Genomic DNA, 13,824 nt, shown 5'->3' with positions numbered 1-13,824 from the left:
GCCGCGGCGACGGCGGCGGTCCGGCCGGTGCCCGCGCCGGCTTCCCGGAGGCGGGCCGCGGCGCTCTCCTCCAGGAGCCGGCCCACTTCGGCCGCGCCGTCCGGCGCCCCGGCCGCCGCCATCCGCTCGGTCAGCTCCCGTACCCGGTGCGCGGGCCACAGGTCCGCCAACGGGACCCGCCGGTCGCGCAGTTCATGGGCCGGTACGCCGAAGACGGACGGGCCCTGGCCCGGCGCGAAGCGCAGCCCGACGATGGGGGCGCCTCCCCTGCCCTCGGGGCTGGTGCCGGGCGGCGGAGCGTCGGGGAAGTGCGGCCCGGTGTCCGGGCCCGCCACCAGCAGCCGGCCCCGGCTCCAGATCAGATCCGTACAGCCGTCGGGCAGCACAGGCCGCGTCGAGGACGGCGTGCGGCGGGTCCACAGCACCGCGCCGGCCAGCAGGGACGCCCGCTCCCGGTACCCGCCGGATACGCCGAATGACTCACCTGTGTCGCGCACTTCGCCCACATCCCCCACCCTGGCACGGGAACCCCACGGCCGTCCGCGCCGTTGATCCCTTACGACACGGAGCTCACGGAGGTCGCACATGTCAGGGTTTCTCGACCGCGCGAAGGAGCAGGCGCAGAGTGCGCTCAACCAAGGCAAGCAGAAGGTCGACGAGGTGCAGCAGCACCGGGCCGGCAATGAACTGCTGAAGAAGCTGGGCGCCGCGTACTTCGCCGAGCGGCGGGGCAGCGGTTCGGCCGCGGCGACGCAGGACGCGCTCAACGCACTGGAGGCACACGTCAACGCGCACGGCGACGCCTTCCTGCGCGGGTGACGCGGACGGACCGCGGGTAGCGCGCACGGACACCGGGCCGGGCTCCGGGGGCGGCCGAAAGCACTCGTACAGCCCCCGAACGGCCGATCCGTTTAATGGCATTCCCGTCCCCCGGTGCGGGCATGTCCCGTACAAGCGTGAGCGGAGGCGGTGCGCGGTGGGCGGCCGCCGCGCACGCATCGGAGTGGGCCATGTCCGTACCGCTGTCCGCCACCCGGTTCCTCGACGCGCTCACATCCGAAGGGTTACGGGTGGTGCAGGTCGACGGCTGGAAGACGCACAACCGCGACGCCCAGGGGCTGTGGGGGCCGGTGCACGGCGTGATGGTGCACCACACCGGCACCTCCGGCGCCGAGCGCACCGTCCGGCTCTGCTACGACGGCCGCCCCGACCTGCCGGGTCCGCTGTGCCATGGCGTGATCACCAAGGACGGCACGGTGCATCTGGTGGGCTGCGGCCGCGCCAATCACGCGGGCCGCGGTGACGGCGACGTGCTGCGCGCGGTGATCGCCGAAAAGCGGCTGCCGCCGGACAACGAGGCCGACACCGACGGCAACCGCGTCTTCTACGGCTTCGAGTGCGAGAACCTCGGCGACGGGCACGACCCGTGGCCCGAGGCGCAGCTGGAGGCCCTGGAGAAGGCCACGGCGGCGCTGTGCCGGGCGCACGGCTGGACCGAACGCTCGGTGATCGGGCATCTGGAGTGGCAGCCGGGCAAGGTCGATCCGCGCGGCTTCACGATGGACCAGCTGCGCCGGCGGATCGGCGAGCGGCTGAAGTAACCAGGCGGTGGTGAGCGCGGCGGCGCGGCACCCGGCGGGACGAGCCGGTCCGCCGCCGCGCCAAGGCGCGCGCGACAATGGACGGCGTGACCCGCACCGCCCCCGATCCGCTCCCCGACCCCCGCGCCCTGCGCCCCCGCCTGCCCTCCCCCCTCCAGGAGATCGACGACGAGCCGTTCGCGCGCCGCGGCATACGGCTGCTGCTCAAGCGGGACGATCTGATCCACCCGGATCTGCCCGGCAACAAGTGGCGCAAGCTGGAGCCGAATCTGCGGGCCGCGGCCGCGGCGGGCGAGCGGGCGCTGCTGACCTTCGGCGGCGCGTACTCCAACCATCTGCGGGCCACGGCCGCGGCCGGCCGGCTGCTCGGCTTCGCCACCATCGGCGTGGTCCGCGGCGACGAACTGGCCGGCGCACCGCTCAATCCGTCGCTGGCCCGCTGCGCCGCCGACGGGATGCACCTGCACTTCATCGACCGGTCCCGCTACCGCCGCAAGTCCGACCCGGACGTGCTCGCCGCTCTGCACGACCGCTTCGGCGCGTACCGCGTCATACCGGAGGGCGGCAGCAACTCCCTTGCCGCACAAGGCTGTACGGAGCTGGGCCGGGAGCTCCGCGAGACCCCGGACACGCTGGTGGACACGGTCGCGGTGGCCTGCGGCACCGGCGGCACCCTGGCCGGTCTCGCCGCGGGACTGGGGCCGCGGCAGCGCGCGCTGGGCCTGCCCGTCCTGAAGGGCGGCTGCCCGCACTTCCTCCAGGAGACGGTCGAAGAGCTGCAGCGCGCGGCGTTCGGCGGACCGCGCGGCGACTGGCGGCTGGACGACCGCTTCCACTGCGGCGGGTATGCCCGCCGCACCCCGGAACTGGACGCGTTCGCGGACGCCTTCGAGGACCGGCACGGTCTGCCGCTGGAGCGGATCTATGTCGCCAAGCTGCTCTACGGGCTGACGACGCTGGCCGAGGAGGGCGCCTTCGCCCCCGGCAGCACCGTCGCCGCCGTGATCACCGGCACGCCCTGAGCCGCGGCCCCGCGCCGCCGGTCTACGAGGCGCCCTCCCGGTAGGCCGTCGCCTCCTCCAGGTCCAGCCGGCGCAGCAGCGTCCGCAGCATCTCGTCGTCGATCCGCCGGGCGTCCCGCAGCTGGACGAACACCCGCCGCTCGGCGTCGATCATCTCCCTCGCCAGCCGCCGGTAGGTCTCGTCGGCGGACTCCCCGGTCACCTCGTTGACCGCGCCGAGCCGCTCCCACACGGCGTTGCGGCGCCGCTCCATGACGGTGCGCAGCCGGTCGGAGAGGGGCCCCGGCAGCGCGTTCCGCTCGTCCTGGAGCAACTCGTCCAGATACTCCTCGGCGGCCCGCGAGGCCTCGTTCTGCGCCTGCGCCTCGGCGAGCGTCTCGGCCTGGGCGTCCCGGCCGGGCAGCGGCAGGGCGCGGATCAGTACCGGCAGCGTCAGGCCCTGGATGACGAGGGTGGCGATGACGGTGGTGAAGGTCAGGAAGAGCACGAGGTTGCGGGCCGGGAAGGGGCCGCCGCCGTGCACGGTGGCCGGGATGGAGAACGCGATGGCCAGCGACACCACCCCGCGCATCCCGGCCCAGCCGACGATGACCGGCGCGGTCCAGTTCGTATCGGGCTCGCGGGTACGGATCCGGGCCGACAGGAAGCGCGGCAGAAAGGTCGCGGGAAAGACCCACACGAAGCGCGCCAGCACCACCACGGCGAACACCACGGCCGCGTACCCCAGGACCTGCGGTCCGGTGAACTCCCCCAGGCCGCTCAGCACGACCGGCAGCTGCAGTCCGATCAGCGCGAAGACCGCCGACTCCAGGAGGAAGGAGATCACCTTCCAGACGGCGTCCTCCTGGAGCCGGGTCTCGAAGTCGACCTGCCAGGAGCGGTGCCCCAGGTAGAGGCCGACCACGACGACGGCGAGCACCCCGGAGGCCCCGACCTGCTCGGCCGCCGCGTACGCGACGAACGGGATGAGCAGCGAGAGGGTGTTCTCCAGCAGCGCCGACTCCCGCAGCCGCACCCGCAGCCAGTGCAGCGGCACCATCAGGACGACACCGATGCCGATGCCGCCGATGGACGCGAGGGCGAACTCCTTGAGCCCCTCGCCCCAGGTGGCGGCGGTGCCGACGGCCGCGGCCAGCGCCACCTTGTAGGCGGTGATCGCGGTGGCGTCGTTGACCAGCGATTCGCCCTGCAGGATCGTCGTGATCCGGTGCGGCAGTCCGAGCCTGCGGGCGATGGCGGTGGCCGCGACGGCGTCCGGCGGGGCGACCACGGCGCCCAGCACGAGCGCGGCGGTCAGCGGCAGGTCCGGGATGACGAGGTAGGCCGCGTAGCCGACCACGAGCGTCGCGAACAGGACATAGCCCACCGACAGCATCGCCACCGGCCGCAGATTGGCCCGCAGGTCCAGATACGAGCTGTCCAGGGCCGCGGTGTGCAGCAGAGGAGGCAGCACCAGCGGCAGCACGATGTGCGGATCGAGGGTGTAGTCCGGAACGCCGGGGACGGCGGACGCCGCGAGCCCGGCGGCGACCAGGAGCAGCGGCGCGGGGACGGGCGTACGGCGCGCCACCCCGGCGACCGCCGCACTCCCGGCGACCAGCAAAAACAGCGGCATCACAGCCATCGGCCCGTCCCGTCCCCGTACCCTTCGCCGGCCGTCCCGGCGATCTAACCTGGCCATCATGAGCGAGTGCACACACGTTGCCGAACTGCCGCGCGCCGAACCGGCCCCGCTGAGCACCACCTGTCTGGAGTGCCTGGCCGTCGGCAGCCATCCCGTACAGCTGCGGCTGTGTCTGGTCTGCGGCCATGTCGGCTGCTGTGATTCCTCGCCGTTCAGGCATGCGACCGGGCACTTCGAGGAGACCGGCCACGCCGTGATGCGGACGTTCGAACCGGGCGACTCCTGGCGCTGGTGCTTCGTCGATCAAATACTGGTGTGAATCGATCACAGGTGTCCGTTTAGCCTTCAGGAATGATCCGCGAAGCGACCCCCGACGATGTCCCCGTCATCCTGGCCATGATCGGCGAGCTGGCCGCGTACGAACGCGCCCCCGAGGCCGCGCAGGCCACCGAGCCGCAGCTGAAGGAGGCCCTCTTCGGCCCGCAGCCGGCCGCCTTCGCGCTGATCGCCGAGGCGGACGGCGCCCCGGTGGGCTTTGCCCTGTGGTTCCGGAACTTCTCGACATGGACGGGCACGCACGGTGTCTACCTGGAAGACCTGTACGTCCGCCCCGAGGCGCGCGGCGGCGGCCACGGCAAGGCGCTGCTCGCGGCCCTCGCGGAGATCTGCGTGGCCCGCGGCTACGAGCGTTTCGAGTGGTCGGTCCTGGATTGGAATGAACCGTCCATCGGTTTTTACCGGTCGATCGGCGCCCGGCCCATGGACGAATGGACGGTCTTCCGGCTCACTGGAGAGGCGCTGCACAACCTTGCGGGCACCACGCGCGTCAACGGAGCGTAATCAGCCTCGATTTGGCGGTGCAGACCCCTAGCCACTGTCCGTACCCGTGGCTTTACAATCAGTGACAGTGATGACGCCCGGGGACCCCGGGCCGGATCGCCGTCCGGACGACGATCGTGCTCCTTCCGGGCGACATCGGCCCGCAGATCGCGATAGCGTCACAGCCGAACCATGTGTCGCGCCGAATCGTTCTCCTTTCATCGGAGGGGAGAAAGGACCGGCGCGAATATCCCGTACCACGCGAATATCGCGCGTTTCCAGCTCAACCAGCTTGTGCCACCTTGGAGGTGAGGGTGTCCCAGATCGCAGGCGAGCCCGGGACTCAGGACTTCGTGGAAGTCCGTCTGCCCGCTGCGGGTGCCTACCTGTCCGTGCTGCGTACGGCCACGGCCGGGCTCGCAGCCCGCTTGGACTTCACCCTCGACGAGATCGAGGATCTGCGCATCGCGGTCGACGAGGCCTGCGCGATCCTGTTGCAACAGGCCGTCCCCGGCAGTGTGCTGAGCTGCGTCTTCCGCCTGATCGACGACGCACTGCAGGTCACGGTGTCGGCCCCGACGACCGACGGCCGCGCCCCGGAGCGCGACACCTTCGCCTGGACGGTGCTCTCCGCACTTGCCGGCAAGGTCGACTCCACCGTTGCCGAGGACCGTACGGTCACCATCAGTCTGTACAAGGAGCGCGGCGCCGGTCCCGGACCGTCATGACCGAACAGGGGGCCCCGTGAAGGATCTCGAACGCGGCGGGCGGATGGCGTCCAGTGCGACCATCCCCGAGCAGCAGGCCCGGCCGCATCCGGTGGGCGTAGATGACCACGGCGGCCGGTTGGATGCGGCGGAGCAGGTAGAGCGGGCGGACCAGATGGACCAGAGCGAGCAGCAGGGGCAGCAGGCGCAGCAGCACGATGCGCCGGAGCCCGAGCACAAGCTGCGTGAACAACAGCATTCCCAGGAGCCGCAGGACCGCAGCGGCGCCCGGGCGATGTTCTATGAGCTGCGCAAGCTGCCCGACGGCTCCCCGGAGCGCGCGGAGCTGCGCAACACCCTCGTCCGTATGCACCTGCCGCTCGTCGAGCATCTGGCCCGCCGGTTCCGCAACCGCGGTGAGCCGCTGGACGACCTCACCCAGGTCGCCACCATCGGCCTGATCAAGTCGGTGGACCGCTTCGACCCGGAGCGCGGCGTGGAGTTCTCCACGTACGCCACCCCCACCGTCGTCGGCGAGATCAAGCGGCACTTCCGCGACAAGGGCTGGGCGGTCCGCGTCCCGCGTCGCCTCCAGGAGCTGCGGCTGTCGCTGACCACGGCGACCGCCGAGCTCTCCCAGCGGCACGGCCGTGCCCCCACGGTCCATGAGCTGGCCGAGCATCTGGCGATCTCCGAGGAGGAGGTCCTGGAGGGCCTGGAGTCCGCCAACGCCTACAGCACGCTCTCCCTGGACGTCCCCGACACGGACGACGAGTCCCCGGCCGTCGCCGACACCCTCGGCGCCGAGGACGAGGCCCTGGAGGGCGTGGAGTACCGCGAGTCCCTCAAGCCGCTGCTGGAGGACCTCCCGCCGCGCGAGAAGAAGATCCTGCTGCTGCGCTTCTTCGGCAACATGACCCAGTCACAGATCGCCCAGGAGGTCGGCATCTCCCAGATGCATGTCTCGCGCCTGCTGGCCCGCACCCTCGCCCAGCTGCGCGACAAGCTGCTCGTCGAGGAGTGAGGAACGGCGGATGACCGAGGTGGGCGGTGCTCTTACGGGCGCCGCCCCCTACGCGTTCCGGGGGCGGTCCCCTACGTTTTCCGAGGTCCGCCCCTACGCGTTCCAGGGTCGGTCCACCACGCATCCGGGGCCTGTCCGCCCGTGATCGTCCGCCTCCGACCCGCCGGAGCGCCCCTGACCGGGCAGTCCCTAAGGGGTCTCCCGCGGCCCGATCCCCAGCGCTTCGGTGGCCGTCGGATTGACCAGCAGGACGAGCACGACCAGCGCGGCCACGGCCAGCCCGACGCCGGCCGCGATCAGCGCACCGCCGCCGTTGACCAGCGTCCAGGCCACCGGCAGCGCCACGATCTGCGTGATCAGCGAGGGGCCGCGGCTCCAGCGGCGGCGCAGCCACAGCCCCCGCGCGGCCACCAGCGGCAGCACCGCGAGCGCGAGAACGGTCAGCCCGCCCATCTCCGCCTGCTGCGCGCTGTCCGGCGACCCGGCCAGCCCCATGATCAGCATGTACGCACCGAGGGCGGCCAGCGCGAGCCCTTCGACCGCGGTGAGCGCCGCCGCGGCGCTCAGCCGGGCGGGCCGCGGGCCGGTCGGCTCGGGCACGGCGGGGGTGCCGGCGGCTCGGGTCGCGGACTGCTTCTGCTGGCTGCTCACCCCAGCAGGGTAGCGCCGGCGCTCCGGGACCTCAGGGATGCCCCGGAGCCGGACTGGGCGTGAGACCGGTACCCGCAGGTAGGTACGCTGCTGCATATGCGCGCACTTCTCGTGGTCAATCCTGCAGCAACCACCACCAGTGCCCGCACCCGTGAAGTGCTCACCCACGCACTCGCCAGCGACCTCAAGCTGGAGGTCGCGGAGACGCAGTACCGCGGGCACGCCCGTGACCTGGCCCGGCAGGCCACCGAGGGCGGGGAGACCGAGCTGGTCGTGGCGCTCGGCGGCGACGGCACCGTCAACGAGGTCGTCAACGGCCTGCTGGCCAACGGCCCCGATCCCGAGTCGCACCCCCGGCTGGCCGTCGTCCCCGGGGGCTCCACCAATGTCTTCGCCCGCGCGCTCGGGCTGCCCAATGACGTCGTGGAGGCGACCGGCGCCCTGCTGGACGCGCTGCGCGACGGCAGCGAGCGCACCATCGGCCTGGGCCTCGCCTCGGGCACACCGGGCAGCGAGGACGAGGGCGTACCGGGGCGCTGGTTCACCTTCTGTGCGGGCTTCGGCTTCGACGCCGGCGTCGTCGGCCGGGTCGAGCAGCAGCGCGAACGCGGCAAGCGTTCGACCCACGCCCTGTACGTGCGACAGGTCGTACGCCAGTTCCTGGGCGAGGCGAACCGCGGGCGGGGCGTCATCACCCTCGAACGCCCGGGCGGGACCGAGGGCACCACGGAGCGCGTCGAGAACCTCGCGCTGGCCATAATCTGCAACACCGCCCCGTGGTCCTACCTGGGCAATCGGCCGATCTACCCGTCACCGGACGCCTCGTTCGACACGGCCCTCGATCTGTTCGCACTGAGCAAGCTCTCGTCCGGCGCGGTGGCCCGGTACGCCACTCAGCTGCTGGCGTCAACACCGCAGCGCGGGCCCCATGGCCGGCACGCACTCTCACTTCACGACCTCACGAACTTCACCTTGCATTCGCAGGTTCCACTGCCGTTCCAGATGGACGGCGACCACCTGGGACTGCGTACGAGTGTGACGTTCACAGGCGTTCGCCGTGCACTGCGTGTGATTGTGTGAGTGGTAGGGCCCAAAGTCCTTTCACTCGAACGTTTAGACTGGTTTCCACCCCCTGGAATGACGGCTGTGAGCTAGGCGACACCAAGGAATCAAAAAAAAGTTTCCGGAAGGGGTTGTATCCGTCGCCGAGGTTTGCGAGTCTCTTCATGGCGATCGGGACGGCCGCTTTACCGGCCCCCTTGAGAGCCCGAATCCTCCTCCTCATTCCACAGGACCGCACCAGTTCACAGCTGGAGATCGGGCCTTCCCTTGTGGAGGGATTCGTGAAAGCGTTCACATTCACAAGCAACGATCCCGTCACACGAGGAGATGGAGCAGCCATGGACTGGCGTCACCGCGCCGTTTGCCGCGAGGAAGACCCCGAGCTCTTCTTCCCTATCGGCAACACCGGTCCTGCGCTGCTGCAGATCGAGGAAGCCAAGGCCGTCTGCCGCCGCTGCCCCGTCATGGAGCAGTGCCTGCAGTGGGCGCTTGAGTCCGGCCAGGACTCCGGCGTCTGGGGTGGTCTGAGCGAGGACGAGCGCCGCGCGATGAAGCGCCGTGCAGCTCGCAACCGGGCGCGCAACGCCAGCGCCTGAGCCAGTAGCCCCGTGGCCCCCGAGCCGCAGCGCGCAGTACCCCCGATGCACCCTCGGCGCTGAAAAGCCCGGTTGTTATCGCATCGCAATAGCTTTGAGCCCCGGACCGATTCGGTCCGGGGCTTGCTGCTGTTTCGGGGGGTTGCCGCTGTTCGGGGCCGGGACCGGACCGGCGGGTTTCCCTCCGGCGGCCCGGGGCGCGGCGCCGGCCCGGTCCCGGTCCCGCGCCCCGGCCTGGTCTCGGCCCTGTCTCGGCCCGGCCTCGATGCGGTTTCAGTGCTGTTTCTCGGGTCGCACGGGGACGTCGAGGATGACCTGCGTGCCGCGCCCGGGCGCGCGCACCATGTCGAACTTTCCGCCCAACTCCCCTTCCACCAGGGTCCGTACGATCTGCAGTCCCAGGTTTCCGGCGCGCTGCGGATCGAAGTCCTCCGGCAGGCCGCGGCCGTCGTCCTGGACGGTGACCAGCAGCCGCGGCTCCTTACGGCTGCCGCCGCGCACCGCGCCGACCTCGACCGTGCCCTGCTCCCCCTGGTCGAAGGCGTGCTCCAGGGCGTTCTGCAGCACCTCGGTGAGTACCATCGACAGCGGCGTGGCCACCTCGGCGTCCAGGATGCCGAAGCGCCCGGTGCGGCGGGTGGTCACCCGGCCCGGGGAGATCTCCGCGACCATGGCCAGCACCCGGTCCGCGATCTCGTCGAATTCGACCCGTTCGTCGAGGTTCTGGGACAGCGTCTCGTGCACGATCGCGATCGAACCGACCCTGCGTACGGCCTCGTTGAGCGCCTCGCGGCCCTGTTCGGAATCCATCCGGCGGGACTGCAACCGCAGCAGCGCGGCGACCGTCTGCAAATTGTTCTTCACCCGGTGGTGGATTTCCCGGATGGTGGCGTCCTTGGTGATCAGTTCACGCTCGCGACGTCGCAGTTCGGTCACATCGCGCAGCAGCACCAGCGAACCGATATGCGTGCCCTTGGGCTTGAGCGGAATGGCGCGCAATTGGATCACGCCTTCGTCGCCCTCGACCTCGAATTCCCTGGGGGCCCAGCCGCTGGCCAGCTTGACCAGCGCCTCGTCCACCGGGCCGCGGGCGGGCGCCAGTTCGGCGGTGGCCTGGCCCAGGTGGTGGCCCACCAGGTCGGCGGCGAGACCGAGCCGGTGGTAGGCGGAGAGCGCATTGGGGCTGGCGTACTGGACGACACCGTCCGCGTCGAGCCGGATCAGCCCGTCGCCGGCGCGCGGCGAGGCGTCCATGTCGACCTGCTGGCCGGGGAAGGGAAACGTTCCGGCAGCGATCATCTGGGCGAGGTCGGAGGCGCTCTGGAGGTAGGTGAGCTCCAGCCGGCTGGGGGTGCGTACGGTCAGCAGATTGGTGTTGCGGGCGATCACCCCGAGCACCCGGCCCTCGCGGCGTACCGGGATGGACTCGACGCGGACCGGAACTTCCTCTCGCCACTCCGGGTCGCCCTCGCGTACGATGCGGCCCTCGTCCAGGGCGGAGTCCAGCATCGGGCGGCGGCCTCGGGGAACGAGATGGCCGACCATGTCGTCCTGGTAGGAGGTGGGGCCCGTATTGGGCCGCATCTGGGCGACCGAGACATAGCGGGTGCCGTCGAGGGTAGGCACCCACAGCACAAGATCGGCGAAGGACAGGTCGGAGAGCAGCTGCCACTCCGAGACCAGCAGATGGAGCCACTCGAGGTCGGAGTCGCTCAGAGCGGTGTGCTGGCGTACGAGATCGTTCATGGAGGGCACGCTTTGGAGCCTACCGGCGTACGGTGTATGTGTTGTGCCTGCACGGGCATGGACAAGTGAGAATGGTCTAGTCCACAATTCCACACAAGCCTCCGTTCTCCCCGCACAGGAGAGCGGAACGAGGCCGAAGGCGCTCTCTGCCCTGACTGCGCCGAGGCCTCCGATCGACCGGTCCCAGGACGGGACCGTGCCCCTACCGCACACGGGGACACATCTCCCGCCCGCAAGGCGGGACCGGCCGATGTCAGCTCCGGGCTGCGGTGCCGGACAGGTTGAGGGTCCTGTCCCGGCGCCGCGGCCCGCGGGTGTTTTCCGGGGGTGTTACGAGGCGGGGCGTTACGAGGCGGGGCGTGCGGCCGTGCCGGCCTCCGGCTCCGTCGCCTGCCGCGGCCAGGCCCGCATCGCCAGCTCGGCGATCGCCTCCAGGGCCGTTTGCTCCGCACCGTCCCGCGCCTGCTGGGACATGCCCTGGACGACCGCCCCCACATAAGCGGCCAGCGCACCGGCGTCCGTATCGGCGGGGAGCTCGCCGGCCGCGATGTCCGCGCGGATGGCGCTCTCGATCTCCCGGACGTTCGACAGCCGCATCTCCCGCAGGGAGTCGGCGACTTCGGCGGACGCGGGCGAGATGTTCAGGGCGGCGCTGATGACCAGGCAGCCGCGGGGGCGGCCGGGCAGGGTGTATTCGGCCGCGGCCTCGCGCAGCGCGCGTTCGACGCCGCGGCGGGCGGTCGGCTCCTCCGCCACGGCGCGGGAGAGGAATCCTCCGTAGAGCCGCCCGTACTCGGCCACGACCTCGTTGAACAGCGCCCGCTTGTCGCCGAAGGCGGCGTAGAGGCTGGGGGCGCTGATACCCATGGCGCGGGTGAGGTCGGAGATGGACGTGGCCTCGTAGCCCTGCTCCCAGAAGGACCGAACCGCCTGCTCCAGGGCCGTCTCCCGGTCGAAGGACCGGGGCCGGCCGCGCTGCTTCGTCTCCTTGGTCGCCATGTCAGGAATTCTATAGCGGTCGGTACGGAACGCATGCTACGGTTTTTCTGTAGTGAGCGATACAGAAAGCGCTCGGTGCAGCGACGTGTCTGCAGACGAATCAGGGAGGGGCACTGCCATGGGTGCGCTCAGCGGCAAGACGGCACTGGTGACGGGCGGCAGCAGGGGGATCGGGCGGGCGATCTCACAGCGGCTGGGGAGGGACGGCGCGCGGGTCGGCGTGCATTACGGGCGCGACGAGGCGGCAGCCAAGGAGACGGTCTCGGAGATCGAGGCCGCGGGAGGCCATGCCTTCGCGGTCCGGGCCGAGCTCGGGGTCCCGGGAGACGCCGAAGCGCTGTGGTCCGCGTTCGACGAGCAGTCCGAGGGGCTGGACATCCTGGTCAACAACGCCGGGATCAACAAGGCGCTCGACGGGACGCTCAAGCCGATCGGCGAGGTGACGGTGGAGGACTTCGACCACCTCTTCGCGGTCAACACCAAAGCGCCGTTCTTCATCGTCCAGCAGGGGCTCACCCGTCTGCGGGACGGCGGGCGGATCATCAACACCTCGACGGGGCTGACGCGTGGCGCGGCCAAGCCCGAGTTGATCACCTACGCCATGACCAAGGGCGCGATCGATGTCTTCACCTCGACGCTCGCCAAGGACCTGGGCCGGCGCGGGATCACGGTGAATGCGGTGGCACCCGGGCCGGTGGACACGGATATGAACGCCGGGTGGCTGCGGGGCGAGACCAATACCGAGGCACAGCAGCGGGTCAGGGCGATATCCCCGCTGGGCCGGATCGCGGACGCCACCGACATCGGCGACATCGTGGCCTTCCTGGCCTCGGACGACAGCCGCTGGGTGACGGGCCAGTGGATCGATGCGACGGGAGGCGCACTGCTCTGACGAGGCGTCGGGCGCCCGTCGAGCCGGTGGCCCCTTGGTCGCCGAACCGTCGGGAAAACGTGCCCCTCCGTTCGGAAGCGCCACCGGGACCGGAGGCCCGCCCTCTGATAGATTGGTCTATACCACATGAGACCTTTCTCCAGAACGGCAGGCCAAGCGTGGAAGTTGTCATCGTTCCGGATGCCACGGCAGGCGGCGAACTGATCGCGGAGGCCATCGCCACCCTGGTGCGCCGTAAGCCCGACGCGCTGCTCGGTGTGGCCACCGGCTCTACCCCGTTGCCCATTTACGAGGCGCTGGCGGCAAAGGTCCGGGCGGGCGCGGTGGATGCCTCGCGGGCGCGAATCTGCCAGCTCGACGAGTATGTCGGCCTGCCGGCCGGGCACCCCGAGTCCTACCGTTCAGTGGTCCTGCGCGAGGTGGTCGAGCCGCTCGGTCTCAGCGAGGACTCCTTCATGGGGCCCGATGGTTCGGCCGAGGATGTCCAGGCCGCCTGCGAGGCGTACGACCGTGCGCTGAGCGAGGCCGGCGGGGTGGACCTCCAGCTGCTCGGCATCGGCACCGACGGGCACATCGGCTTCAACGAGCCCTGCTCGTCGCTCGCCTCCCGTACCCGTATCAAGACGCTGACCCAGCAGACCCGGGAGGACAACGCCCGGTTCTTCGACAGTCCCGACGAGGTTCCGCACCACGTCATCACCCAGGGCATCGGCACGATCCTGGAGGCGCGCCACCTGGTGCTGCTCGCCACCGGCGAGGGCAAGGCCGACGCCGTGGCCCATGCCGTCGAGGGCCCGGTCGCCGCGCTGATCCCGGCCTCGGCGCTGCAGCTCCATCCGCACGCGACGGTCGTCGTCGACGAGGCCGCGGCCGCCAAGCTGAAGCTCGCCGACTACTTCCGCGCCACCTACGCCGCGAAGCCGGACTGGCAGGGCATCTAGTCAGCCTCCGGCGGGGCGTCCCGCCGGCGTGCGGCCGGGGTGGTCCTGCGGGAGGCCCCGGCCGCGTCGTACCGGGGCATCCCGCGTCGGGACCGGGCGGCCGGCCGGGCGTGCGGGCCGTCCCGGCACGGGCCCAGGGC

At 70.9% G+C, this 13,824-nt stretch carries 16 protein-coding genes; 11 read left to right on the top strand and 5 right to left on the bottom strand.

Annotated features, from left to right (window positions below):
* The coding region (locus tag DY245_RS37200) for a DUF6597 domain-containing transcriptional factor (RefSeq protein WP_342354253.1) at nucleotides 1–497 on the bottom strand (497 nt) is incomplete at its 3' end.
* 88 nt (nucleotides 498–585) lie between these two features.
* On the opposite strand from DY245_RS37200, the gene DY245_RS37195 reads away from it, so the two are divergent.
* From DY245_RS37195 to DY245_RS37185, 3 genes are all read left to right on the top strand, one after another.
* Nucleotides 586–819 carry a hypothetical protein gene (locus DY245_RS37195; protein WP_128511509.1) on the top strand — a complete coding sequence of 78 codons (234 nt, stop codon included), beginning with the start codon at nucleotides 586–588 and terminating at the stop codon, nucleotides 817–819.
* A gap of 191 nt (nucleotides 820–1,010) precedes the next feature.
* Nucleotides 1,011–1,601 (top strand): N-acetylmuramoyl-L-alanine amidase, encoded by a 591-nt coding sequence (locus tag DY245_RS37190; RefSeq protein ID WP_128511512.1) that lies wholly within the window; start codon nucleotides 1,011–1,013, stop codon nucleotides 1,599–1,601.
* 77 nt (nucleotides 1,602–1,678) lie between these two features.
* On the top strand, nucleotides 1,679–2,623 hold the full coding sequence (locus tag DY245_RS37185) for a 1-aminocyclopropane-1-carboxylate deaminase/D-cysteine desulfhydrase (protein ID WP_128511508.1): 945 nt from the start codon (nucleotides 1,679–1,681) through the stop codon (nucleotides 2,621–2,623).
* Between the two features lie 22 nt (nucleotides 2,624–2,645).
* On the opposite strand, the gene DY245_RS37180 is transcribed toward DY245_RS37185, so the two are convergent.
* Nucleotides 2,646–4,247 carry a Na+/H+ antiporter gene (locus DY245_RS37180; RefSeq protein ID WP_128511507.1) on the bottom strand — a complete coding sequence of 534 codons (1,602 nt, stop codon included), beginning with the start codon at nucleotides 4,245–4,247 and terminating at the stop codon, nucleotides 2,646–2,648.
* 58 nt (nucleotides 4,248–4,305) lie between these two features.
* On the opposite strand from DY245_RS37180, the gene DY245_RS37175 reads away from it, so the two are divergent.
* The 4 genes from DY245_RS37175 to DY245_RS37160 all read left to right on the top strand — a co-directional run bounded on the left by DY245_RS37175 (nucleotide 4,306) and on the right by DY245_RS37160 (nucleotide 6,797).
* The gene (locus tag DY245_RS37175) at nucleotides 4,306–4,566 is read left to right on the top strand and encodes a UBP-type zinc finger domain-containing protein (protein ID WP_128511506.1); all 261 of its coding nucleotides are present in this window, start codon (nucleotides 4,306–4,308) and stop codon (nucleotides 4,564–4,566) included.
* 32 nt (nucleotides 4,567–4,598) lie between these two features.
* Nucleotides 4,599–5,087 carry a GNAT family N-acetyltransferase gene (locus tag DY245_RS37170; protein WP_128511505.1) on the top strand — a complete coding sequence of 163 codons (489 nt, stop codon included), beginning with the start codon at nucleotides 4,599–4,601 and terminating at the stop codon, nucleotides 5,085–5,087.
* Between the two features lie 293 nt (nucleotides 5,088–5,380).
* On the top strand, nucleotides 5,381–5,794 hold the full coding sequence (locus DY245_RS37165) for an ATP-binding protein (protein WP_003985353.1): 414 nt from the start codon (nucleotides 5,381–5,383) through the stop codon (nucleotides 5,792–5,794).
* 43 nt (nucleotides 5,795–5,837) lie between these two features.
* On the top strand, nucleotides 5,838–6,797 hold the full coding sequence (locus DY245_RS37160; protein WP_128511511.1) for an RNA polymerase sigma factor SigF: 960 nt from the start codon (nucleotides 5,838–5,840) through the stop codon (nucleotides 6,795–6,797).
* Between the two features lie 189 nt (nucleotides 6,798–6,986).
* Here DY245_RS37160 and DY245_RS37155 read toward each other — a convergent pair whose 3' ends face one another.
* On the bottom strand, nucleotides 6,987–7,448 hold the full coding sequence (locus DY245_RS37155) for a hypothetical protein (protein WP_128511504.1): 462 nt from the start codon (nucleotides 7,446–7,448) through the stop codon (nucleotides 6,987–6,989).
* A 96-nt stretch (nucleotides 7,449–7,544) separates the two neighbouring features.
* Between DY245_RS37155 and DY245_RS37150 the strand changes: the two genes are divergently transcribed.
* Together DY245_RS37150 and DY245_RS37145 are read left to right on the top strand one after the other, a co-directional pair.
* On the top strand, nucleotides 7,545–8,528 hold the full coding sequence (locus DY245_RS37150; RefSeq protein ID WP_128511503.1) for a diacylglycerol/lipid kinase family protein: 984 nt from the start codon (nucleotides 7,545–7,547) through the stop codon (nucleotides 8,526–8,528).
* A gap of 320 nt (nucleotides 8,529–8,848) precedes the next feature.
* Nucleotides 8,849–9,106, top strand: a complete 258-nt coding sequence (locus DY245_RS37145; protein WP_003983230.1) for a WhiB family transcriptional regulator — start codon at nucleotides 8,849–8,851, stop codon at nucleotides 9,104–9,106.
* A 273-nt stretch (nucleotides 9,107–9,379) separates the two neighbouring features.
* Here DY245_RS37145 and DY245_RS37140 read toward each other — a convergent pair whose 3' ends face one another.
* Nucleotides 9,380–10,852, bottom strand: coding sequence for a sensor histidine kinase (locus DY245_RS37140; RefSeq protein WP_128511510.1), 1,473 nt, complete (start codon nucleotides 10,850–10,852; stop codon nucleotides 9,380–9,382).
* A gap of 345 nt (nucleotides 10,853–11,197) precedes the next feature.
* On the bottom strand, nucleotides 11,198–11,851 hold the full coding sequence (locus tag DY245_RS37135; protein ID WP_128511502.1) for a TetR/AcrR family transcriptional regulator: 654 nt from the start codon (nucleotides 11,849–11,851) through the stop codon (nucleotides 11,198–11,200).
* 118 nt (nucleotides 11,852–11,969) lie between these two features.
* Between DY245_RS37135 and DY245_RS37130 the strand changes: the two genes are divergently transcribed.
* Nucleotides 11,970–12,743, top strand: a complete 774-nt coding sequence (locus tag DY245_RS37130) for an SDR family oxidoreductase (protein ID WP_128511501.1) — start codon at nucleotides 11,970–11,972, stop codon at nucleotides 12,741–12,743.
* Between the two features lie 158 nt (nucleotides 12,744–12,901).
* Nucleotides 12,902–13,684, top strand: a complete 783-nt coding sequence (gene nagB, locus DY245_RS37125) for a glucosamine-6-phosphate deaminase (RefSeq protein ID WP_128511500.1) — start codon at nucleotides 12,902–12,904, stop codon at nucleotides 13,682–13,684.
* The last annotated feature ends 140 nt before the right edge of the window (nucleotides 13,685–13,824 follow it).

Origin of the sequence: Streptomyces inhibens, from assembly GCF_003389455.1 — a bacterium.
Lineage (GTDB): Bacteria > Actinomycetota > Actinomycetes > Streptomycetales > Streptomycetaceae > Streptomyces > Streptomyces inhibens.
Note: the sequence above shows the minus strand (reverse complement) of the source record. Positions and strands in the feature narration are given on the sequence as shown.

Bases quoted from the DNA above. Each gene is read 5' to 3' on its own strand.
- DY245_RS37150 (WP_128511503.1), top strand. From the start codon at position 7,545: ATGCGCGCACTTCTCGTGGTCAATCCTGCAGCAACCACCACCAGTGCC.
- DY245_RS37130 (WP_128511501.1), top strand. From the start codon at position 11,970: ATGGGTGCGCTCAGCGGCAAGACGGCACTGGTGACGGGCGGCAGCAGG.
- DY245_RS37185 (WP_128511508.1), top strand. From the start codon at position 1,679: ATGGACGGCGTGACCCGCACCGCCCCCGATCCGCTCCCCGACCCCCGC.
- DY245_RS37180 (WP_128511507.1), bottom strand. From the start codon at position 4,247: ATGGCTGTGATGCCGCTGTTTTTGCTGGTCGCCGGGAGTGCGGCGGTC.
- DY245_RS37195 (WP_128511509.1), top strand. From the start codon at position 586: ATGTCAGGGTTTCTCGACCGCGCGAAGGAGCAGGCGCAGAGTGCGCTC.
- DY245_RS37160 (WP_128511511.1), top strand. From the start codon at position 5,838: ATGGCGTCCAGTGCGACCATCCCCGAGCAGCAGGCCCGGCCGCATCCG.
- DY245_RS37140 (WP_128511510.1), bottom strand. From the start codon at position 10,852: ATGAACGATCTCGTACGCCAGCACACCGCTCTGAGCGACTCCGACCTC.
- DY245_RS37190 (WP_128511512.1), top strand. From the start codon at position 1,011: ATGTCCGTACCGCTGTCCGCCACCCGGTTCCTCGACGCGCTCACATCC.
- DY245_RS37135 (WP_128511502.1), bottom strand. From the start codon at position 11,851: ATGGCGACCAAGGAGACGAAGCAGCGCGGCCGGCCCCGGTCCTTCGAC.
- DY245_RS37175 (WP_128511506.1), top strand. From the start codon at position 4,306: ATGAGCGAGTGCACACACGTTGCCGAACTGCCGCGCGCCGAACCGGCC.
- DY245_RS37170 (WP_128511505.1), top strand. From the start codon at position 4,599: ATGATCCGCGAAGCGACCCCCGACGATGTCCCCGTCATCCTGGCCATG.
- DY245_RS37145 (WP_003983230.1), top strand. From the start codon at position 8,849: ATGGACTGGCGTCACCGCGCCGTTTGCCGCGAGGAAGACCCCGAGCTC.